The sequence below is a fragment of the Wukongibacter baidiensis genome (assembly GCF_050888315.1).
Lineage (GTDB): Bacteria > Bacillota > Clostridia > Peptostreptococcales > Caminicellaceae > Wukongibacter > Wukongibacter baidiensis.
Map to the genome: position 1 here is coordinate 6,235,595 of NZ_CP138202.1, position 21,451 is coordinate 6,257,045.

General features: G+C 30.0%; 25 protein-coding genes. 21 read left to right on the forward strand and 4 right to left on the reverse strand.

The window, feature by feature from the left end; translation table 11 throughout:
* Positions 1-142: 142 nt before the first annotated feature.
* From R9X47_RS28605 to R9X47_RS28620, 4 genes are all read left to right on the forward strand, one after another.
* Positions 143-640 carry an AAA family ATPase gene (locus R9X47_RS28605; RefSeq protein WP_432664464.1) on the forward strand — a complete coding sequence of 166 codons (498 nt, stop codon included), beginning with the start codon at positions 143-145 and terminating at the stop codon, positions 638-640.
* Between the two features lie 66 nt (positions 641-706).
* Entirely contained in the window at positions 707-1,207 is a 501-nt protein-coding gene (locus tag R9X47_RS28610) for a hypothetical protein (protein ID WP_432664465.1), read from the forward strand.
* Positions 1,200-1,622 (forward strand): hypothetical protein, encoded by a 423-nt coding sequence (locus R9X47_RS28615; protein ID WP_432664466.1) that lies wholly within the window; start codon positions 1,200-1,202, stop codon positions 1,620-1,622. Before R9X47_RS28610 ends, R9X47_RS28615 begins: the two co-directional genes overlap by 8 nt.
* Positions 1,623-1,799: 177 nt before the next feature.
* Positions 1,800-2,324: a GNAT family N-acetyltransferase gene (locus R9X47_RS28620; protein WP_432664467.1), complete on the forward strand. Its 525-nt coding sequence runs from the start codon at positions 1,800-1,802 to the stop codon at positions 2,322-2,324.
* Between the two features lie 112 nt (positions 2,325-2,436).
* On the opposite strand, the gene R9X47_RS28625 is transcribed toward R9X47_RS28620, so the two are convergent.
* From R9X47_RS28625 to R9X47_RS28635, 3 genes are all read right to left on the reverse strand, one after another.
* Entirely contained in the window at positions 2,437-3,234 is a 798-nt protein-coding gene (locus R9X47_RS28625) for an EFR1 family ferrodoxin (RefSeq protein WP_432664468.1), read from the reverse strand.
* 49 nt (positions 3,235-3,283) lie between these two features.
* A complete protein-coding gene (locus R9X47_RS28630) occupies positions 3,284-4,231 on the reverse strand; it encodes a hypothetical protein (RefSeq protein WP_432664469.1) in 948 nt (315 codons plus the stop codon).
* 69 nt (positions 4,232-4,300) lie between these two features.
* Positions 4,301-4,879: a TetR/AcrR family transcriptional regulator gene (locus tag R9X47_RS28635; protein ID WP_432664470.1), complete on the reverse strand. Its 579-nt coding sequence runs from the start codon at positions 4,877-4,879 to the stop codon at positions 4,301-4,303.
* 320 nt (positions 4,880-5,199) lie between these two features.
* Between R9X47_RS28635 and R9X47_RS28640 the strand changes: the two genes are divergently transcribed.
* The 8 genes from R9X47_RS28640 (at position 5,200) to R9X47_RS28675 (ending at position 9,777) form a co-directional block, all read left to right on the forward strand.
* Positions 5,200-5,649 carry a pyridoxamine 5'-phosphate oxidase family protein gene (locus tag R9X47_RS28640; protein ID WP_432664471.1) on the forward strand — a complete coding sequence of 150 codons (450 nt, stop codon included), beginning with the start codon at positions 5,200-5,202 and terminating at the stop codon, positions 5,647-5,649.
* A gap of 94 nt (positions 5,650-5,743) precedes the next feature.
* Positions 5,744-5,905: a hypothetical protein gene (locus R9X47_RS28645; protein WP_432664472.1), complete on the forward strand. Its 162-nt coding sequence runs from the start codon at positions 5,744-5,746 to the stop codon at positions 5,903-5,905.
* 71 nt (positions 5,906-5,976) lie between these two features.
* Positions 5,977-7,074 carry a hypothetical protein gene (locus R9X47_RS28650; RefSeq protein WP_432664473.1) on the forward strand — a complete coding sequence of 366 codons (1,098 nt, stop codon included), beginning with the start codon at positions 5,977-5,979 and terminating at the stop codon, positions 7,072-7,074.
* Between the two features lie 347 nt (positions 7,075-7,421).
* Positions 7,422-8,087 (forward strand): hypothetical protein, encoded by a 666-nt coding sequence (locus R9X47_RS28655; protein ID WP_432664474.1) that lies wholly within the window; start codon positions 7,422-7,424, stop codon positions 8,085-8,087.
* A 101-nt stretch (positions 8,088-8,188) separates the two neighbouring features.
* A complete protein-coding gene (locus R9X47_RS28660; protein ID WP_432664475.1) occupies positions 8,189-8,656 on the forward strand; it encodes an NUDIX hydrolase in 468 nt (155 codons plus the stop codon).
* A gap of 26 nt (positions 8,657-8,682) precedes the next feature.
* Positions 8,683-8,907 (forward strand): PF20097 family protein, encoded by a 225-nt coding sequence (locus R9X47_RS28665; protein WP_432664476.1) that lies wholly within the window; start codon positions 8,683-8,685, stop codon positions 8,905-8,907.
* 41 nt (positions 8,908-8,948) lie between these two features.
* Positions 8,949-9,344 (forward strand): GNAT family N-acetyltransferase, encoded by a 396-nt coding sequence (locus R9X47_RS28670; protein WP_432664477.1) that lies wholly within the window; start codon positions 8,949-8,951, stop codon positions 9,342-9,344.
* Positions 9,345-9,552: 208 nt separating this feature from the next.
* Entirely contained in the window at positions 9,553-9,777 is a 225-nt protein-coding gene (locus R9X47_RS28675) for a PF20097 family protein (RefSeq protein WP_432664478.1), read from the forward strand.
* A 128-nt stretch (positions 9,778-9,905) separates the two neighbouring features.
* On the opposite strand, the gene R9X47_RS28680 is transcribed toward R9X47_RS28675, so the two are convergent.
* Complete coding sequence (locus tag R9X47_RS28680; RefSeq protein WP_432664479.1) at positions 9,906-11,042, reverse strand: DUF6348 family protein; 1,137 nt, start codon at positions 11,040-11,042, stop codon at positions 9,906-9,908.
* Between the two features lie 500 nt (positions 11,043-11,542).
* Between R9X47_RS28680 and R9X47_RS28685 the strand changes: the two genes are divergently transcribed.
* The 9 genes from R9X47_RS28685 (at position 11,543) to R9X47_RS28725 (ending at position 21,440) form a co-directional block, all read left to right on the forward strand.
* A complete protein-coding gene (locus R9X47_RS28685; protein WP_432664480.1) occupies positions 11,543-12,664 on the forward strand; it encodes a hypothetical protein in 1,122 nt (373 codons plus the stop codon).
* 425 nt (positions 12,665-13,089) lie between these two features.
* A complete protein-coding gene (locus R9X47_RS28690) occupies positions 13,090-14,634 on the forward strand; it encodes a hypothetical protein (RefSeq protein WP_432664481.1) in 1,545 nt (514 codons plus the stop codon).
* An 826-nt stretch (positions 14,635-15,460) separates the two neighbouring features.
* Positions 15,461-16,558, forward strand: coding sequence for a radical SAM/SPASM domain-containing protein (locus R9X47_RS28695; protein WP_432664482.1), 1,098 nt, complete (start codon positions 15,461-15,463; stop codon positions 16,556-16,558).
* 39 nt (positions 16,559-16,597) lie between these two features.
* A complete protein-coding gene (locus R9X47_RS28700) occupies positions 16,598-17,701 on the forward strand; it encodes a DegT/DnrJ/EryC1/StrS family aminotransferase (protein WP_432664483.1) in 1,104 nt (367 codons plus the stop codon).
* A 384-nt stretch (positions 17,702-18,085) separates the two neighbouring features.
* Positions 18,086-18,301, forward strand: coding sequence for a GNAT family N-acetyltransferase (locus R9X47_RS28705; protein ID WP_432664485.1), 216 nt, complete (start codon positions 18,086-18,088; stop codon positions 18,299-18,301).
* 258 nt (positions 18,302-18,559) lie between these two features.
* On the forward strand, positions 18,560-18,808 hold the full coding sequence (locus R9X47_RS28710) for a hypothetical protein (RefSeq protein ID WP_432664486.1): 249 nt from the start codon (positions 18,560-18,562) through the stop codon (positions 18,806-18,808).
* A gap of 103 nt (positions 18,809-18,911) precedes the next feature.
* The gene (locus R9X47_RS28715) at positions 18,912-19,643 is read left to right on the forward strand and encodes a hypothetical protein (RefSeq protein WP_432664487.1); all 732 of its coding nucleotides are present in this window, start codon (positions 18,912-18,914) and stop codon (positions 19,641-19,643) included.
* Positions 19,644-19,999: 356 nt separating this feature from the next.
* Complete coding sequence (locus R9X47_RS28720; protein WP_432664489.1) at positions 20,000-20,350, forward strand: hypothetical protein; 351 nt, start codon at positions 20,000-20,002, stop codon at positions 20,348-20,350.
* Between the two features lie 91 nt (positions 20,351-20,441).
* Positions 20,442-21,440: a hypothetical protein gene (locus R9X47_RS28725; protein WP_432664490.1), complete on the forward strand. Its 999-nt coding sequence runs from the start codon at positions 20,442-20,444 to the stop codon at positions 21,438-21,440.
* The last annotated feature ends 11 nt before the right edge of the window (positions 21,441-21,451 follow it).

Genomic DNA, 21,451 nt, shown 5'->3' on the forward strand with positions numbered 1-21,451 from the left:
TTGCGTAACTAATATAGTGAATTGTGAGTCGTAAACATATAAGAAGATAACAGTAAATTTGTCTCCTACTATCTTTATACGAATTCACTATGCTATTGAAATAGACACAGATTGTATTAAGTTGACTACTAGGAGGGGTATAATGAAAAAATTAGTTTTCATTCATGGACCAAATGGTGTTGGTAAAAGTACAACATGTGAGTTGTTACATAGAAAAATCGAGAACTCAGCATGGTTAGAAAGTGAGTGGACTAGAAGAATAAATCCGTTCACGTTTTCACCTGAAATTGAACGAGCTACTGAAGAAAATATGACTACAGTACTTAAAAATTATCTTAAGCTACCATCTATAAATACAGTGATTTTTAATTGGGGTCTACATGGACCCAGAGAAAAAATATTCAATAAAGTATTAGACAATTTAAAGTCAGTTGAATTTGAATATGTACCAATTATTATTAATTGTAGTGAAGAGGAAAACATAAAACGGATGAAAGAAGATCAACGTAGCGAATTAAGAATTGAGCGTGCAATAGGAATTAGAAAAATATATGAGAATCTATTACATTTTAAAATTGACTCCACAGATATGAGTCCTAATGAGGTCGCAGACCATATTATAGAGCACTTGAATTTGTAATCAGTATATCGAGAGAACCGTATCGTTGGTATACGTAAATTACTTATTAATACGGAGGGATTTATTATGGAGATATTAAAAATTGACCATGGTAAAGGAATAGGGCCAATAAAACTAGGAATGAGTAGAGATGAAGTATATAAGATTTTAGGACATCCTAAAAATCCTAAAGAAGTTTGTGAGTGGGTAGGTGACTACCATATTTCATATAAAGATAATAAAGTAAATTTTATTGAAATACCAAGTAGCTTTATGGATACACACTTTGTTTTATTTAACGAAGTAGATGTATTTAGGACTGAGGCGAAATTACTAGTAAGATATATATCTGATTATGGTAGATATGATGAAAAGGATTGGGAACTAGGATATAGTTATAAATTCCCAACATTGGGAATGGGTTTTTGGAGACCGACAATATTTGAATACGAAATGGTTAATGATCCTGAATTTAAAGAAATGGATGAAGAGATACAGCGTGATGAGATAAAATACTTATACTTTGAATCTGTTTGTGTATATACAAATGATTATTATAAAAAAGAACAAGAGGGATTATATGAGTAAAATTAATAGTCTTATTGAGGAAATGAATAAAATAAAAACGAGTGAGTACTTTTATGCTGATTTTGATGATATAGTTGTTAATTATGATATCCAATCAATAACAGAAGAAGAATTTGATATGATTTTTAAATTTATTGAAGAAAATCCTTATATTGATTATGGAGGACCAGGTAGCTTAGTTCATTTTATTGAGTATTTTTATGGTCTAGAGTATGAATCATCATTAAAGAAATCTATATTAAGAAAACCAACATGTCAAACACTATTAATGCTCAATAGAGTGATTAATGCATTAGAAGGAAATAAAAAAGAAGAATTTATTAATCTATATAAATTAGTATTAGAGATGGATATACCTAAGAATGTACTCGACGAAGCATTACATTATTTAAATTACCAGAAAGACCAGATATAAAACCTTATTATTGTTAAAAAAATGATTGAAGTCATGAAAGACGTCTGCAGATAAAAGCGTATAGTAAATCTATTCAAATTAAATAATTGAGTTCATTTCAAAATTATCGTAGAAGGGGATGAATACTATTATTGTTGGAATAGATTAATATTTTAAGAAAGGGAATAAGGTGAAAGTATGAAGATAGAGACAGAACGATTACTACTAAGAGAATTAAAAATGGATGATGTGGATGACTTACATATTATTCTATCAGATCCAGAATCAATGAAGCACTATCCACAACCCTATTCATTAGAGAAATCAGAGGGATGGGTAAAATGGAATATGAATAATTATGCTACCTATGGCTTCGGTATATGGGCAGTTATTCTTAAGGAAGAAAATAAATTAATTGGTGATTGTGGCATTACCATGCAGACTATTAACGGCAAGAAGGTACCAGAAATTGGCTATCATATTAATAAAAAATATACTCAAAAAGGCTATGCAACAGAAGCAGCAAGAGCTTGTCGAGATTATGCTTTTAATCATCTAGGTCTTGAAAAGGTATATTCTTATATGAAATACACTAATAAGGCCTCATCAAGAGTAGCCGAAAAAAATGGCATGACATTTATTATGGAATACGAAGATGATGTTAATACAATAACCAAAGTATATGCTATTACTCGGGAAGAATATACAAATCTAAAGAAATAAGAGGAGAAATAGCATGATAAAACAACATTAGGAAACTAATAAAATACGCCCTGTGTTGTATATTCTAGGGCGTATTGTGAATTGGCATGTTAAAAATAATGTACTGATCATTCTAAATCAACTCAATTATCGGCTTTTGAATCCCTTCATATTGTTCAAATGACTTATTAGATAGTAAATATGCGTTTCGAGGACAAACGTTAAAACAACGACCACATGCTAAACACTGATTAGAAAACTGGATTCTATTATCAGTGAGTACTATATTGCTATTAGGACATTTGTTGACACAAACTTTGCATTTAGAACATTTATCAGAGTCAACCTTCAACATCATTTTTGCAAACCTACTGAAAACTGTGTACTTAACCAAAAGCGAACGAGCTTTCCACAGATTTTTTCTAATCATTGATCGTTGGTCTATTTGCACCTGTCCATCTGTGAAGGACTCCATTAAACTCCATACACCATCATGAATATTTCGAAGTGCTTGCTCGAACTTCTCTTTATCGAATTTAGGTTCATCTTTTCTAAACATATAGAAATTATTTGGTGCAATGAATGCTCGAGCACCTACAACTTTGAAACCTCTTCTAGATATGAAATCTTTTAGAGTCAAGTGCCCAAATGCCGTTCCCCAACTGTGTGTAACATAAGTAATAAACCGTGCTTTGGGATTATTGCCCTTAGATATATACTTCACGATAAAATCGTTCATATTAAAAGTGGATATCGAGTTTTGTGTTGGTGTCCCTGTTATAATGAGATCATAGTTTTTTAGATTGCTGCTATGCTTCGTAATATCAATCATGTCAACATTATAATCAATGTTTTCTAAATAAGCTTTAAAAACTTCCCCAACCCTTAGGGTATTGCCCGTACCAGTAAAGTAAACAACTGCTGCTTTCATGATAAACCTCCTGTAAGTATAAGAAATATTGTAAAACGTCTTGATTAGACTAATCAACTGTGTTAGTTCTTTTTAAATGCACTTCACGAACCTTATGATAATCTGACTTATTAAAAATACATTCCTTAATGCATACTGAACATCCGAATGATGTCGCAAATGATTTTGCACATTTAGGTAATTCAATATACTCGTTGGTCATACTAGCCTTTTCAATACCTACTATCGCGTCTGCTGGACAACGCTTAGAGCAAATCTGGCAAGTACTACAAAAGTCCTTAATCCAATTATGGGGATTTGACTCTGGGAATGGTAAGTTCTCAATACTTGTATAAATAGCTGTTATTCTTTGTCTTGGACCAACAACTGGAGATATTAAAAGTCCATGATTTCCTATCGCACCCATAGCAGCTTCCTCTGCAAGATGCTTATAGTCAACATCACCACCCAAAGCCGGACCTGCCTGAGCGCTAAAGCCTTTCGTTCTGAGATGATCAGCAATTTTATTTGAAATACGTCCCAATTTATTGTATGTGAAGTGTACCTCATGCCCCGTATCTCGTGATGGTGCTAATGCGATTTGCTCAGGGTCCATTTCCATAGTGAGTACTATTGCATTATCGTGGAGTATTGCACGATTTTTGAAAATCAATTTTGAGTTAACCTTTGTAAATCCTACATCATTAACACCTAGTGAGTTTGCATACTCAACTAGATCTGATAATTCTTTTAAAGAGATGGTTGTTTTTGCCTCTGACGGATTCGTTGAAACACTTTCATAACTTAATTTTGCCTGTTGGCCAGTATCGATCATTACTTCAAAAGTCTTAGGATAGAAATCTGGTGGTCCTTCACCATATTTTCTAACTAAAACACCAATATTGTGTGATACTTTAGACTCATCTGAATATCTGAATAGAACCGTATCCTTTGGGACGTATTCCCCGACGTTAATATCTACCTTGATTTGTTTTGCTAATTGCTCTGGTCTACTCATACTAATCCTCACCTTTATTTTATATTTTTCACCTTGTGCAAGTGACACTTGCATAAGATGTAAAAAAAATTACTTTGATATTCCTCTTGCAAAAATTTCTGCATTCTTTCTTATGAATTCTTCATTTGATAATTTTATTATGGCTTTGTTTGTCATTGTTTTTGTTACTGCTAAACCTACAATTAAAGTGCTAAATGACAATGCTAGAAATTCAGTATCCTGTTCAATGATTACTCCACGTTTATGCATTTCGTCAAAGTATGATTTATATGTTTCCTTGATACGCGTAGGTAGTTTTGAGAAAATACGTTCAAAATCTTCACCCAATTCTTCAAGCAAAGTCAGCATAAGAGGTAGATTTTTCGACATTGAGTTAAAATACAGTACACCTGACTTGTAAAGATCTTCACTCAAGTTAAATTTCGCGTCATTCTTAAAATAGCTTGTTAAAGGATCTATATTACCCATTTTATACTTGATAATTTCCTCTATTATTGATTTCTTTTTTCCAAACAACCTAAAGATGGTTACTTCATTGACGCCTGCTTTATTTGCAATTAATTTTGTCGTTGTCTTCTTGTAGCCGTTTCTAACAAACAAATCCATACTTGCCTGAAGAATCTTTTCTTTAGATGATCTTGAGTCCATCAAATTCCTCCTTTGTTATGCAAGTGACACTTACATGGTAACATCAAGATTCTGGTTTGTCAAGTACAATTGGGATGAGCTTTACTATTAGTGGTGGAATAGCAATATAATTATGTGATCCAAAGCAAAGAAAACATCATAGGTAGTTATGGAACTTATGGCATGAAAAGAGTAGTTCTTTTAAATTCGACAAAACTAGTCAAAGGAATTTTACAAAATCTGCATAATTAGAATTTATAGTTTATTTAGGATAGCTTTAAGCAGGGGGATATATAATTTATTAAATTGAATTTAAATAAGATTATGAAAGGGGATATACCATGAAGGAATTAGAATATGATTTATTTGAAAAAGAAGTCATACAATTATTAAGTAAAAAAACACAAATGGCAGTAGCTACATGTAATAAGAATAGAGTTACTGTTAGAACGGTATATGTGATTTGTCAAGGTACGAAGGTATTCTTTATAACAAAGAAAGCCTATACGAAGTACAAGCAAATTATTAAAAATCCTAATGTTGCATTATGTGTAGATAATATTCAAATTGAAGGTGTTGCCCAAATTAAGGGACATCCAAACGATGATCAAAATAAAGAGATTATTGATTTTTGCTTAAAGCATGGTTATGAAGATTTTAAAAGATATATGAGATATAAAAACATTGTATTGATACAAGTAGAACCTAGTTTGATTACTCTATGGAGAAATAATGGTAGAGAATATTTAGATATAGACAAGGTAAAAGCGTATAGAGTAGGTAAAGGTTAATCACAATTTATGTAAATCATTTAAAGGCAACGAAAGAGAAGGGGTTATAATGAGTTTTATAGACATTATATATTGGGATTAGGGAGGAAAATTAATGAGAAAGATTGCATACATTATTGCGACAATTTCATTTTATATTGGTTCAATATGTTTCTTTTCATCAGGTAATAAAATTGCAGGAGTTCTGGATTTATTTTCAGGCACATGCTTTCTAATTCTTTACATAAAAACATTTAAAAAGCATAATATAGGTTAAAATTCTTTGGTTTTTAAAATTATAAAAGCTGACCCTTTATACTGCATATAAACAAGAGGGAGAGAGAATATATGAAAAGATTAATAGCAGCTACACTATTACTATTCTTACTATGTGGTTGTAGTAAAGCTAGTAGCAGTGAATTAACAGTATCAGAAGATATTTCATATGAAATCAAGGTAGATAATTTAGTCGATACAGAGCTAAACGCAATATTGTACTATCAGATAGGTGCTGGGAAGTCTTCAAAAGAGGAGAACTTCTATTGGAAGGATAAGGTAGTATATGACCAAAGCCCCACTGTAGGAGGGTTTGGTAGATTAACTTATCCTAAGAGTTCCTTTAATAAGCTTGCTGAGCTTGGTAAAAAACAAGGACTTTTTGATAAGCTATTGCCTATGGAGCTTGATGAATACTATTGCAATGAACGTTATGAGGTCTTCGTAGGTAATGATAACAAGGTCAGTGAATTATATTTTCTTATAGATGGAGAGCTAAAGACTCTTTCTTTTGCGCCAGATACTAAAGAGAAACTTCACATACTAGATGCTACTGATAGTAACTTAATAATTGGAGATAAGATTTTATATAATATTGATATTGAATCAATGACATATACAACTATTAGACTACCCTTTATGTCACCTGATCTAATTGATAATAATATGATCTATAGAGCCTATATCAAGGACAATATAATGCATGTAAATCAATATGATATAAATACTGATGAGGCAAAGAAATTATCAATCTCTGTAGAACATATTACAAGCCTAGAAAAGCTAGCTAAGCTCGGTGACACAATTGTAGCACTTTGTACAGAGGAGAAGACCTATAAGCCTATTCTTCTGTATTTTGATACTGATTTTAATATTAAGGATAGAAAGAAGATTTCGGTAAACTCTGAATACGATTATGTATCGTCCTATTCCGAAGGTAGAAGCTTTAAGCAGCATGGAGATAAGCTCTATGGAACCTTTGGGGTTAACGGAAAACATATCAGTGAATTGGTTATAATAGATATACCTACTGGTGAACTTTTATTTCAAGCTGAAATATTTCATAAAAAGAAAAAAGGAAGAAGTTTAGCCAATATAACTTTTATCAAAGAAGAAAATGGCAAGCTAATAACTCTACCACAGTATGATAAAAGTGGTGAAGATATATAACACAACTACCATAAGATTAGTAAAATATATGAATCTTGGTTTTTATCAGTTGGTATGATATCTTTCTTTTGCTTCAACGTAGAATAAGGAACTGCTCTTAAAAAAGAGTAGTTCTTTTAAATTCGACAAAACTAGTCAAAGGTATTTTACAGAATTTGCATAATTAGTATAATGATTCAAAAACTGTGGACGGCGGTGACATTATAGGTATTTTTTCACTTTATATGAGTATATATTGAGGAAAGAAAAGAGGTGAAATATTTTAACGAATTTCCTATGTCTATAGATGGAACTTCTATGGCCTTAGATAATGATAGGAATTAGTATGATTATACGAGGAGGTATATATGGTTTATAAATTATTGAAAGAATATGAATTACTATTTGATTTTAGTGAGAATTTCTACAAACATTTTGATAAAAAGAAATCAATTACTGTAGGCATTGTTTCAATTACTATATTTATATTGTCGATTTTTTTGAGTATGTATTCTAATAATCCGGTATTTTATTTATTAGATATTATACCAGCCTATCTACTTTTTGATTTACATAAAAAAGAAGTCAATAGAACATTAAAATATCTCTATAATGATATTTCTAGAAACGATTTTTATAAAAATAGAGAAAAAGAATTTTATAATAAAGTAAAAGCACATAAAATTGACTTTGAAAATAAAGAACAGATGGATATGTTGTTAAGTTTAATAGACAATGAATTAAATGAATTACGTTCTAAGAAATTAATTAATGAGGGGATAACTATAGGATTATTTGCAGCAACTTGGATAGGTTTCATTACATATACATTTGGCAAGGGAGTTAGAACAATAACTGAAGCACTTACGTGGCTAATAGTAATATCATTTTTAATAGCTACAGCATTATTTCTAACATGGATATTAAAAATGTCTTTAATAGATAGTGGTAATAATGGCTATGATAAACTGAAACGTATGAAAAGACTATTAGTAGATAAGTATTTAGTTACAAATTCAAGTAGCATAGCTTAGATATGCAAATTAAAGATGTAAAATTATTGTGAAACACTTAGGATACTAAAAGAATAAAGATTAAGCGTGGAAAAATATAATAGTTAGCTCGGGAGGCAAAAATGAACTATATAAAGGAAATGAGAAAGCTTATTGGTAATAAGCCATTAATGCTGGTTGGAACAAGTATTATTGCTTACATAGACGGAAAAGTACTACTACAGAAAAGAGCTGATAATGGATTGTGGGGATATCCCGGTGGGTGTATGGAGATATTCGAGACACCAGAAGAGTCTGCAAAAAGAGAATTTACTGAAGAGACAGGATATATTGCAAAAAACATTAAGTTGTTTGGTGTTTTTGCAGGTGAAAGACGACATTACACATATCCTAATGGGCATGAAGTCTATATAACAGATATAGTCTATACCTGTAATGAAGTTGAAAAGACCAATGCATCATTTGATGAAGAAGTGTTAGAAATTGGTTGGTTTCCAATAGACCAGTTACCACTAGAATTAACAGTTACAACAGAAGATGTTCTTGAAGAATTCAAAATAAAATATTACGATAATATTATCAGCGGTTAAAAGTATAGAATATTGGGGGAATGATTTTGAAATGTCCTTATTGTAATAAAGATATGATATCTGGAACTGTAAAGTCAAGCAGGGGATTAACATGGCAAGGATCGGAAGATAAGACTAACAAAATCTTAGACTTTATTTTCGTGACCGGTGAGCCTATTGTTAGAGCAGGGTTAGATGGCTTAAATGTAGAAGGGTATAGATGTCTTGAATGTAAGAAATTGATTATTGATCTAAAGGATGAAGAATGCTAAGTAAAACTAGAATTTTATCTGCATAACAGGAGGCTGAATTTATGGATTTAATATATACTACCGAGTTCCCTATGAAAGAAGATTTATATACACTTTATGATAACCTAGGGTGGAATGATGAACTAAAATTATCTCCCGAACAACTATTAGCTGCAATGAAACAAAGTTGGTATTCTATATACGTATATAGTGATAAGAAACTTGTTGCAACAGGGAGAGTCGTTTCAGATGGCATTACAGATGCCTATGTATGTGGATTAGGAGTCAATTCAAATTTTAGAAGTCAGAGAATCGGAATAGAAATATGTAGAAGATTAGTGGAGCATTGTATAGATAATAATTTACACATACAACTTTTCTGTGAAGAGAATTTAGTTCCATATTATGAAAAAATGGGATTTGAAAAATTTGCAATGGGTATGCGAGTAAAGAAATAACTTCAAAATTATGTAAGCCTATGATCCTATTGAGGATATAATGAATTTATAGACATTATATATTCGTACTAGGGAGGAAAATTAATGAGAAAGATTTCGAGTATTCTATGCTTATAAACTGATTAAAAAGGGAGACAAAGTATTTAAATCTAAATAAAACCATAATTTCAGTTAAAATTTAGTAATAGGTTAGATGAGGTGAATAAACATGAAATGTCCTTATTGTAATAAAGATATGGCTTATGGAACTTTAGTCGGAAGTAGAGGAGATATGACGTGGTATAAGTTAGAAGAAAGAACTGATTTTATGCATAGAATTTTTACTTCCAGTGGAGAAACCATTGCAAGGGTGGAATTGACAAGTTCAAAAGTAAAGGGTTATAGATGTTATAAGTGCAAAAAATTGATCATTGATCTAAAGGATGAAGAATGATATTCAAGAGTATACGCATGATAGATAATGAAAATCTGTAATAGAAGTAATAACATAAAGTGACATGCCTATAACCCGGTAATTATATTAAATAAACTTACTTGTAAGAAGAGCTAAAGATTCTCTCTTTAAATGGGCATATATTTACTAGGTACGTCAATTTCTAGAGGTTTCATTTTGAAATCATTCATTTTTCCACCTTGCTGTAAAGCACTATAGATAGCTTTGTAGCTAGAACTACATAACAAAATATGTTTAATTTGCTTCTGATCCAGTTTACCAGTATTAATCATTTCATAAACACATTCCAATATTGTATTATATGATGTAATTTGTTCTTTGTACATAGTAATTTGGCTATTATTCTTAAAGATAACTACGCTATCAACAAATGTAGCATCATCGCATATCAATTCACATACTATTTCAGGTATAAAAAGATATAGCTCACATGCTAGACTCAAGTCCTTAGTTGATTTATATAATTCTTCATTGTAATCCCGATGTTTCTCATATGTATCACATTTGGTATAATCAATTATAGCTTTTTCAGTTATGATTTTAAGCTCTTGTTTTGAATATTTGTAGGGTTTATATGTAGCATTATCGTGAATTAAAACAAAGCACTGCTTTTCAGAATACAGTATATCATTTGTATTCCACATACTTGCATTATCATTTAATAGTGAGGTGATTTCTTTATTAACAATTCCATTTATTCTACACTCGCAAATAATAGAAGATTGGCTTTTAGAAGCGTATATTTTTATATAATATATTTTTTTGTTACCCATTCTCTTTGATATTTCTGAACCTATCATATCCCAATAATCTTTAACCTCATATCCTTGTTGATCGCCTAGAGTAGATAAGCAGCTTTTGAATAGCTTGAATTTGTTAACTCTATCGTAGTATGTTATATCAATCATTTCACCTTCTTCATCTCTTAATGCTTTTGTTATAGCGCATAAAGATGAAAAAGAAAAGTTAGAGACAATCTGCTCTATTTTATCTTCTTTAGAATGACCAATACCTGTAAGAGATTCAAAGATATTTTCTTCAAAGATATCATGATGTATAATTATATCTGCTTGTATAAAGGGACCCTTATCAACTGCACTTTCTACACTTACCCAGAGGTCTATATCTTTTATAAGAAGCTTTCCGTCTACAATCTCTCCATTAGGAACAACATTTGCAAGAGTCTCGATTATCATATAAGCATCACTTTTATTAGGCGTTTTTTTTCTTTTGAATGGCCACATATTACTACCTCCATATTTTATATAGTGAGATTAGATAATATGAAAATTATACCATTATTGTATTAGAATAAGCAATGCTATTTTGTTACATAAATGTCGGTGGAAGTTGTTGATGATGTAAGAAGTCATTACATTGACTTATACCAAGTTTAAAATTATAAAATCCTGCCCCTCTTAGGGTTTCACTGGCTCAAGAAGGATAGATAGTATAAGTAACTTTATAGTTGATATCTTTACTCTATTAAAACTGTATTTAAAGTAGAATAAGAAACTGCTCTTGAAAAAGAGTAGTTCTTTTAAATTCGACAAAACTAGTCAAAGGAATTTTACAAAATATGCATAATTAGTATAGTGGACTGAATAATAAACCAGTAACAAAGTGAAAAGTAAATACGCCTCCTATTGCTTCTACTGGAAGAAGTAGCTGAGGGTACGGTTTAGGAGCATATGAAACGAGGTACGCTACATAAAATTTTTATATTAAATATGAGGTGAACAAAATGAACAAACTTGACATCCTTGGAAGTAATCTTTTAAACCTTCCACTAAAGAGTAACGAAGAAGATTTTTTAGATTTTATTATTAAAATTAATTCTGAGTACATAGATTTAGTTCGTAAATTGAATGACCAATCTGTGTTTGACAATGTCGTGAGAATGACAAAAGCGATCGAGTCTACAATTTCGTATACGTATAAAGGAATGTCAAATAAGGCATACGAAGTTATGTCTACTATGCTAAATGAGATTGAGTTAGAACTAATAAATTTGAATAGCGAGTTGAGTCAACCTTATAATCAAACATACTATAGAATTCGTAAATTAGAGCCCACAAAGAAAAAGTCGACGAAAGAGTGGAAACTTGAAGACAATTTTCATCTTCCTTTTGAATTAAGACATATAGCAAAGAATCAAAGATATAGTATATCAGGATATCCTTGCTTATACCTAGCAAGGACGATTTATACATGTTGGGAAGAATTTGATAGACCACAAGTGAATGAATTTATAGCATCTAGATATGAAATTCCAGTTGATTATAATCTATTATACTTAAGCTATTTACCATATCAACTAAAACATGAGTATCATAAAGAGGCTAGACGATCAAATCTAAAGATAGATCAATTCATCAAAGAAAAGGAAGAATATTTGAATAGTTATTTAATGATGATACCACTTATAATTGCAAGTTCTATTAGAAGAAAGAATGATGATGCAATTTTTCACGCTGAATATATAATTCCGCAAATAATCACCCAGTGGGTAAGGAACAATAGTAAGTTTGACGGAATATTATATTTCTCAACTAAAACATATACTAAATCCAAGAAGAACTCTTCTTTATATGAAAATTTGGTTATACCTGTGAAAACATTTGAAAAACAAGGGTTTTGTAAAGAAATGGCAGATGACATTAAAATGACTGTTCCCGTAACATTTTCAGATATTAAAAACCAAAAGTACTTTAATATTGACGAGATTAATAAATGCCAACACTATAATATTGGGGAAATTATCAGAGATTACAATAATTCGAATTATATTAAGTATTGTGAATCAGATTTACATGAGTTTGAAAAGTTATTAAGTCTGCTTCCGTTGAATACTATCACATGTTGATTTGAATCCGAAATTATAAAAGTATAATCCAAACTTTTGACATATTATACCTTCCTAAAAACTAGAAAATAATTTAAAGAAGATGAATGAACTGCTTTATAGTAAAAGTAGTTCATTTTCTATCCAACAAAGCTAGTTAAATATTGACAAAGAAGTCAAAGAGATTTTACAAAATCTGCATAATTAGTATAGTGGAATACGAGGGTGACAATAAATACGTTTCCTGACACGTTGAAGGCAAACAAAAAAAGTCAAAGTATTAATTAGTAGTTATGAAGATAATAAGCAAATTAGTGAAGCCTGAGCCTTGTAATACTGTAATGTGGAGCAACTAGATAAGATTAATTTAAATGTAAGTTATTATTTTTAAAATATAATCATTGAGGACACAAATTAATATATTTTGAAGGGGGGAGTCAAATCTTATGCGATTTGATGATGAAGTTGGTAAAGGAAAAAAGCAATCAAGGGAGATAAGTATTAATGGGGTATCATTAGTCTTTTATTCGATTAGGATGCTAGACAAGCCTCTTAAGCAAGAAAGCTTAGAATTTCTTGGTAAAAGAGAAGAATTCAGACAAATTAGAGCTGAAAATGGGTATGTAGAGAACGTTTTCAAATTTATTGATCCTGACAGAATCGAGGAAAATAGGATATTTATATATGATAAAACGACACAGCTACCAAAAATAGAATTGTCAAATAATGATATAGTAACACCATTAATGACACACTATATTTGCATATATGCAAAAAGCGTCGTATTAGTTCAATCTGTTTTAATGTTTGATAGAAATAATATTACTAATTATCCTAATGTAACACATATAGATAGAGAAATAACTATTGATGATCTTTTAACAATCATAAGTAAGATAAAGAACAAAGAAAAAAAATACTATAGTTATCTTGAAAAATGCGAAAATCAAGCAATAGACTTATTTTTAAGTGAACTTAATGAAAATGATAAAATTATTTCTAATTATTCCCCTAAAGATTTTAAAGATATAATAGATATGCTCTTATCTGTACAAATTTGGGATGTCTCAAATGTAGAATTATCAGTAGAAAATAAAAATTTAAATAGGTCGCTTTTAGAGTGTTATGAAGTAGAGCTAGCAACTATTTTATCTTGTCACAATAAGCATATAGTAGGGTCATGGAGAAGCAATATTGCTGATCTTAAAACAGAATGGGATAAAATAAAGACTTTAAATGATCAACAAGTTATAATAAATGAAAATGTTTGCATAGAGATATCACAAGTTAACATACCCGAATACACAGATATATCTGCTGAAAGACTATTACAATATGGTTATGATAGTACATCAATATTTCTATGGAGTTATATGGTAATGGTCAAATTGATTTACAATATTTCTAGAGAGCAAGTTGTAAGCTTATATAGAAGGATTAATAGATGTGACAATAATCTTATTGATATTGAGACAATAGTAAATGAAGAAATACTTATCAGTATGCAGTTAGATATATACGGAGATCTAGAGTTTGATTGTATTAAAAAAAGGCACAGGGATTTTATTAGAGAAATATTAAAACGTAATGATTTAGAAGATGAAATTAAGAAGATAAGAGAATTATTACAGAAAATTAGAAATAAATCTACCGAAAAATATAATGCTAATACTTCACAAACCAGCTCTCAAATAAAAAAAATGCTTAAAGAGCAAAGCAAAGCATCTGGCCGCTTATCAATGCTTAGTTTAATACTGAGCTTTTCAGCTGTTATTCCAGTTACAGAATTTTTTCTTCAAGTTTGGCCTCATTTGCAAAAGCATAGATTGCGTACTTTATCTGGAGTAGCTGTAGTACTACTTGTAACGACGTGGTTAATCTTATTTTTATCTAGTGTTCGTAGTAGCAGAATAGAGGAGCAAAACACTGGACGAAATGAAGAATCAAGAGAAGAATCAGGTGAAGAATCGATTGCACAAACAAATGTGTAAGATAACTTATATAGACAAGATCAATAGTAATATATGTTTAATAGAGACACTTTAGATAAAATGAATTGATTTCTTCCCAAAATAGAAAAATCATACATCTGAGCCCGTGATATACTAATAGTAAGGAAAATAATCTTCTGAAGAAGAAGTCTAAATTATTATTAGTGCATCTATAAGCTCAGTGACTCAAAACAGTAGATAAAGATTGATTTCAAATCTTTTTTAACTTATACTATTAATAAAATGTTTAGAGGAATTTTACTTTGTAAAAATTGCACAGCAAAGCTTTGAGTTTAATATATTTCTTATTATCATATGTTAATTATTCTATTTACTTCGTTAATAAGTATAACTGTAAGTATTGCATTATCTTTAATATTAGAGAATCCTAAAATCTGTACTACTTTTATATCTACCGATATATATTATACGATAGAAGAAAACTAAATCAAAGATCATTTGTGAAATTACTGATAATGTACTACATTCTTTAAAGGATTATAACTTGCCTCCGTGCTTGAGAACAGCATAATCTATCTGAGTATTGTAAACCCAGATTATTCATAGAAGATTTCAAAAACTGTTGAGTCCTTAACTTCCTGACGAACTGCCTAATATTTCTTCAGAATCAATAAATGTATCAGAAACAAAACTACTTTTTCAAATTTTTCATAGATAATTTGGAGTTAAATATATTAACTGCTTTCTTTCAAAAAATCTTGTTACTTGGTTAACTTGTAAACCGATGCTTACTAGAGCTAACTAACAAAAAATTATTATATTGCAGTAAATAAACGTGACTTATATATATGAGGAGTTGAGTAATATGCTTACAAGAGCAAAAACAAAAGAACTATTTACTGGTAAGCTATTAACTGATGATCAAAAATTAAATACTGAATTAAATCTAAAAGAAATAAATGAAAGAAAGATTGTATTAAAATCAATACCTCGTAGATTAGTATTCGAATTGACTAATACATGTAATATGAATTGTATAATGTGTGGACGTAACACAGAAAACTTCAAACCCAGTTATTTAAATATGGATGACTTTATGTGGTTCAAACCATTATTTGATAAAATAGAAGAAGTAACATTTATGGGATGGGGAGAACCAACAATGCATCCTAATTTTTATGATATGCTAAAAATTCTAGATAAATATAGTGCAAGAAAGTATATTTGTACTAATGGAGTCAAACTAAATGAATTGAAAGAAGTAATCTTTGATGCTCATGTAGATATGCTAGCAATTAGTATTAACGGGGTTACTTCACAAACTAATAATTATATACGTAGAGGCAGCGATTTAAATAAAATTGTGGCATCACTAAGAGATATCATAAGGATGAAAAAAGAAAAGGATTTAAAGTGGCCATATATGTCTTTTGTATTTTGTGCTATGCGTTCTAATTTGCATGAATTACCATTGGTAATTGACTTAGCTGCTGATATAGGTTTACAGAGAGTAAAGGTAGTGTATCTTACTGCATTTTCTAAAAATATGATAAATGAAACGTTATGGGGATATGAGGATGAAGTAAAGTCTATATTTGATAAAAGTATTGTCCAAGCACAAGTTCACGGAATTGAGATAGAATTACCTTATATTAGCGGTGAAGATCCTTCAGGGGATAAATATCACAAAGACTGTTTTGTAGGTTGGAGAGATTTTTTCTTAGGTTCTGATAGGTTTATTAGACCTTGTATGTCAACATCAGAGAAATTATTAAAGCTTGATAAAATGAAAGAGTTTAATGATATTTGGAATTCAGAAGAGTTTAAACAACATCGATTACATGTAAACTCCGAAAGCATGAAATTAAATTGCAAAAGATGCTATCAGTCTACTTACTGTAATTGGAACCATAAAAATGCATTTATTCAGGTTGGAGAAGAATTTTCACCTAGTTGGGAATAATTACATAAGAATATTTGAGTTATTAATAGAGGAGGCAATATGGGAAATAAACCTATTTACGTGTCTAAACCATCTGCACCTTCATTTGAAGAATATGTAAATGAAATAAAAGATATTTGGGATACGCGAATGTTCACAAACATAGGAAAAAAGCATCTACAATTAGAAAAGAGTTTAGGTGAATATCTTAACGTACCAAATATTTCATTATTTACAAATGGTCACTTAGCGCTTGAATCTGCAATTGATATATTACAGCTTGAAGGAGAAGTAATTACTACTCCATTTACTTTTGCATCAACTGTTTTAGCTATATTGCACAGAGGATTAACACCAGTTTTCTGCGATATTAAAGAGACAGATTATACTATTGATCCCAGCTTAATAGAGGATCTTATAACCGATAAAACTTGTGCAATAATGCCAGTACATGTTTATGGTAATGTCTGTGACGTAAATGAAATAGAGAGAGTGGCTCAAAAATATAATTTACCTGTCATTTATGATGCCGCACATGCTTTTGGAGTTACTAAAGATGGTATAGGGATAGGCAATTTTGGGACAATTTCAATGTTTAGTTTTCATGCAACTAAAGTATTTCACACTGTTGAAGGTGGTGCATTAACATATACTAATAGTATATTGAACAGTACTTGTTCTAAGATACGTAATTTTGGAATTGCTAATAATCAAGTATCACTAATAGGTACTAATGCTAAAATGTCGGAAATACATGCAGCAATGGGTCTATGCAACTTACGTCATATTGATGAATATATTCAGAAACGTAGCGATTGCATTAATAATTATAAAGAGCAACTTAGAGGATATCCAGGGCTTATTCTTAATAGTGCTCAAGAAGGAGTTAAGAGTAATAATAGTTATTTTCCAATTAGAGTTATACCTGAAGCATTTGGTAAATCCCGGGACAATGTAATTAAGAAGCTGGAACAACATAACATATATCCACGAAAATACTATTACCCGCTTGTATCAGATTTTCCTATATATAATGAGAAATTTACTAAATATAGAACTCCCGTAGCTGCTAAAATAGCTGATCAAATTATTACATTACCACTTTATTCAGATTTGCAAAAAAAAGATATTAAGCGTATATGTGAAATAATTGTAGGTAATTAATAATCTAATTTTATGTTATGACTAGAAAAAATAATATAAGTGAGTGGTGAATAAAATCTATATGCTGATTTCAGAAAATTATCTGAGGTTTAGCTTTTATAATTTTGTTAATTCGATTCAAATAGAACTGTATTTAAAGTATAACAAAGAACTGCTCTTTATGAAGAGTAGTTCTTTTATTTAACAAAACTGAGCAAAGGAATTTTTCAAAATTTGCATAATTAATATACTGATTCAAAACTTGTGGGAAGATAAGAAGGTGATAGTAAAATGTCTACTTTAATATATGCTCTTAAAATAACAAAATTATAAAAGCCTGACCCTCACGTGGTTCTTGGATGGAATGATGACCTAAAATTATCTCACGAGCAATTATTAACAGCAATGAAACAAAGTTGGTGTTCTATATACGCACACTGTGATAATAAACTTGTTGCAATAGAGAGAGTTGTTTCAGATGGAATTACAGATGCTTATATATGTGGATTAGGAGTCAATTCAAATTTTAGAAGTCAGGGAATTGGAATAGAAATATGTAGAAGATTAGTGGAGCATTGTATTGATAATAATTTACACATACAGCTTTTCTGCTGTTGTTAAAATTTCCTCCACATTACTTTTCAACATGTAATACATAATATGCTGTAGAGTTTGTAATTGTTAATTCAAATGTTTGCTTAAGAATGTGCGAGAATTGAGGGTTAACGAAGAAAGGGCATGATAAAATGAACTGTCCAGTTAGAGTTTGTGTGGGAGAATGCCGAAAATTCGTAATTAAAGATAGTAAGGATAAAATTTTAGTTCGAGATTTAAACAGACATCATTCGTTTTTTGTCAATGCTTAGGAGGCGTTAAAACTTGAAGAAAGCTATAGCATATACAATTATTAATGGGATTGCCATGTCAGCTATATGGGTATTAATATATATGCAATGGAAACATGATGCTAGTATTGGAAATCAATATGCAGCAAGTAGATTATTTCATATTCTAGCATTTTTAATATTTTTTTCAATAATTGGTTTAACAATTTCAATATGGTATATTAAAAATCTATGGAAGTATGAGAAACTAGTCAAAAAAGATGAAAAGAGACAAAAGGAATAGCCATAAGAAACAACTGGAGAAAAATATAAAAAAATAGGAAATCCTGTAATATATATTGAAAATCAAAGTATCTATTAAATGAAACTCAATTTGAGGTGGTATAGTGATTAAAAAAGGAAATATAAAAGAATATGAATGGATTAAGAATGGAATAAAACCACTATTAAGAGTTGACGATACAAGATGGAAAGGAAATACAGTAGGTAATTTATTACCCAATGTATTTGAAAAATATATAAAAATATTACACCCTATGTACAAAGACAAATTCTTTACTGATAAAAGTATACTTTGGTCCGAAACAGTTGATGATGAAGTAGTTTGCGGTGACAGAATATTGTGGAAAGAATTAGCTAGGGAATATGATGTTCAGTATAAGCCTGAAATAAATATTCATGCATTTTTTAAAGCAAAGAATAGAGGATGGCCAAGATATCTTATCTCAGCTGATGAAGGTACACTAGACAAGGATCATGTTTCTGAGATAGTTGATATTTTAAAACAAATTAATTGTGGAAGGTATTTTTACTACTACGACTTTTTAAAAACATCTGATTGGTTGGCTGGAGATAAATTATATGAGGGAGATTTAGAAGGTATTTTTGAACTAACAAAACTAGAAGATATTAGAGATTATTTTGAAGGTGATTGGAAGTTTTCACCTTCATATTGGTGGCTGGAAAACAGAGAAGTATGTATATGTACAGATTACGATCTTCATTTTACTATTGTTGGCTGTAATAAAGAAATAATGAATAGCTTTATGGAGCGTAGTTTGCTTGAGTGTATAGAAGTATTTTATGATACAAGAATTGACTATAAAGCTATGGAATGATGCTAAAAGAGTTGAATATAATAGTTGCACTGAATTGAGGACATGGAAGGATATTATAATAAAATTATAAAAGCCTGACCCTTAAGACTTAAGAGGTTCCTTACTGGTATAGCAGATAATAACTGGTTACAGTTAGAGCTCTTATTATCCTATTGTAGACATTTTGGAGTTGAATGGGACAAGGCTGAACCGGATTTAGAAGAAATATCTTATATCATAAATACACAGATAAGTTTCTATCCCTTTGTCAGCGTTTATAATTAATTATGCTATCAATTTAAATTGGGACCATACTAAAGCAAAAAATATAAAGCATATTGAAGTCGAAAATAGTTTAATATTAGAATTACAAAGAATTGATGTTGGAGGTTTTACTGTATGACGATATTGGAACCGAACTACAAAATGCTGAACCACAAGAAATTGATGATCAAGATAACAACTTTCAAGTTTTTAAAGATACAATATTATTTCAAATTAACGATTTGAATTGTATGGAAAAGGATGAGGGTATACTTAATAATGATCTCATATATTTTGGTGTAGATTCGCCTACGGGAAATAGGTGGTACAATTTTGATCCATTAACATATTTAGAATGTGCATCGGCATGGTTAGAAGATTGCTACGGTGAAGATAATCATATAGAGTATATTAGTTGGGGATTATTTGCTAGATTTCTTAAAATGGGAAGATTATATGAATAGTTGATTAACGTTCTCTAACATAGCAGTTACCTATATATAAAAATATAAAAGCCTACAACACCTTTTTCTTTCTACTTTTGGGGGGAGCAAATTGTACGATAAAAAAAATGATATATATAATGAGAAAACTAAAAAAAACCTTAGAATTATTAAAGAGGCTCGTAAAAAGAATGAATGTCTATTTAAGAATGTTAAAATCAAATGTGATTGTAACAATGACAAACTTAAAACACAAGGGAATCATTTAATTGCAAAATCAAAGTATTTGGAATGTATTTCTCAAAATGACGAAGTTATGATATTTAATATTGAATCAGCTGATTATTATAGGTTGGGAAGGAAACTATTAAGATGTAATATAAAGAAAGCTCATAAGTACAGAGTGCTTTGTGGTCAACATGATAAAGGCTTATTTGAAAAAATTGAAAATGGGAATGAGTTTGATGAAAAGAACAAGCAACAATGTTTTGAATTTGCACTTAGAGCATTTATATTCTACTATTCTGAACAACTGATTAAAAATAATGTGCAAACTATGAATCAAATATTCGAAGCAAGGGCAAAACTGTCATTAAATTATCATGCATCAACCTTAGACAAATTTAAATATTGTTATGAAAATAGTGTATGGGATGCCTTAGAAACATATTCAATTGTTTTAGATAAGAAAATAGAGTTTATTTCTTGTTCTTGCTTTTATCCAATTATAGACATAAATAATAGATACAAAGGTTATGTTAAAGACAATATATTTTTTAATATTTTTCCTAGAAATGAAGATTCAATTATCTTAATTTCATACTTTAAAGACTCATCTAAGCATTGTAAGAACCTATGTAAGGAAATAGATAAATATGTTAACCGAAAACAATATAAACAACTGGAACGTTATCTAAGCAAGATGATTATTGCACAAGATAAAAGTATTACGTTGAATCCTTTATTATGGGAAAAGTGGTCTGAGAAGCAACAGAACAATTTTTATAAATATGCTCATTTATTTAAAAAAGGGAAAATCAGAGAAGTTATAAAAGATGCATTATATTTTAAATTTTCAAAGCCAAAATTTAATTTATTCGATGAATTGTAGCTTATTATTAC

Bases quoted from the DNA above. Each gene is read 5' to 3' on its own strand.
- R9X47_RS28645 (WP_432664472.1), top strand. From the start codon at position 5,744: ATGAGAAAGATTGCATACATTATTGCGACAATTTCATTTTATATTGGT.
- R9X47_RS28690 (WP_432664481.1), top strand. From the start codon at position 13,090: ATGCGATTTGATGATGAAGTTGGTAAAGGAAAAAAGCAATCAAGGGAG.
- R9X47_RS28620 (WP_432664467.1), top strand. From the start codon at position 1,800: ATGAAGATAGAGACAGAACGATTACTACTAAGAGAATTAAAAATGGAT.
- R9X47_RS28640 (WP_432664471.1), top strand. From the start codon at position 5,200: ATGAAGGAATTAGAATATGATTTATTTGAAAAAGAAGTCATACAATTA.
- R9X47_RS28650 (WP_432664473.1), top strand. From the start codon at position 5,977: ATGAAAAGATTAATAGCAGCTACACTATTACTATTCTTACTATGTGGT.
- R9X47_RS28660 (WP_432664475.1), top strand. From the start codon at position 8,189: ATGAACTATATAAAGGAAATGAGAAAGCTTATTGGTAATAAGCCATTA.
- R9X47_RS28630 (WP_432664469.1), bottom strand. From the start codon at position 4,231: ATGAGTAGACCAGAGCAATTAGCAAAACAAATCAAGGTAGATATTAAC.
- R9X47_RS28635 (WP_432664470.1), bottom strand. From the start codon at position 4,879: ATGGACTCAAGATCATCTAAAGAAAAGATTCTTCAGGCAAGTATGGAT.
- R9X47_RS28680 (WP_432664479.1), bottom strand. From the start codon at position 11,042: ATGTGGCCATTCAAAAGAAAAAAAACGCCTAATAAAAGTGATGCTTAT.
- R9X47_RS28605 (WP_432664464.1), top strand. From the start codon at position 143: ATGAAAAAATTAGTTTTCATTCATGGACCAAATGGTGTTGGTAAAAGT.
- R9X47_RS28615 (WP_432664466.1), top strand. From the start codon at position 1,200: ATGAGTAAAATTAATAGTCTTATTGAGGAAATGAATAAAATAAAAACG.
- R9X47_RS28655 (WP_432664474.1), top strand. From the start codon at position 7,422: ATGGTTTATAAATTATTGAAAGAATATGAATTACTATTTGATTTTAGT.
- R9X47_RS28695 (WP_432664482.1), top strand. From the start codon at position 15,461: ATGCTTACAAGAGCAAAAACAAAAGAACTATTTACTGGTAAGCTATTA.
- R9X47_RS28670 (WP_432664477.1), top strand. From the start codon at position 8,949: ATGGATTTAATATATACTACCGAGTTCCCTATGAAAGAAGATTTATAT.
- R9X47_RS28625 (WP_432664468.1), bottom strand. From the start codon at position 3,234: ATGAAAGCAGCAGTTGTTTACTTTACTGGTACGGGCAATACCCTAAGG.
- R9X47_RS28705 (WP_432664485.1), top strand. From the start codon at position 18,086: ATGAAACAAAGTTGGTGTTCTATATACGCACACTGTGATAATAAACTT.
- R9X47_RS28700 (WP_432664483.1), top strand. From the start codon at position 16,598: ATGGGAAATAAACCTATTTACGTGTCTAAACCATCTGCACCTTCATTT.
- R9X47_RS28675 (WP_432664478.1), top strand. From the start codon at position 9,553: ATGAAATGTCCTTATTGTAATAAAGATATGGCTTATGGAACTTTAGTC.
- R9X47_RS28685 (WP_432664480.1), top strand. From the start codon at position 11,543: ATGAACAAACTTGACATCCTTGGAAGTAATCTTTTAAACCTTCCACTA.
- R9X47_RS28610 (WP_432664465.1), top strand. From the start codon at position 707: ATGGAGATATTAAAAATTGACCATGGTAAAGGAATAGGGCCAATAAAA.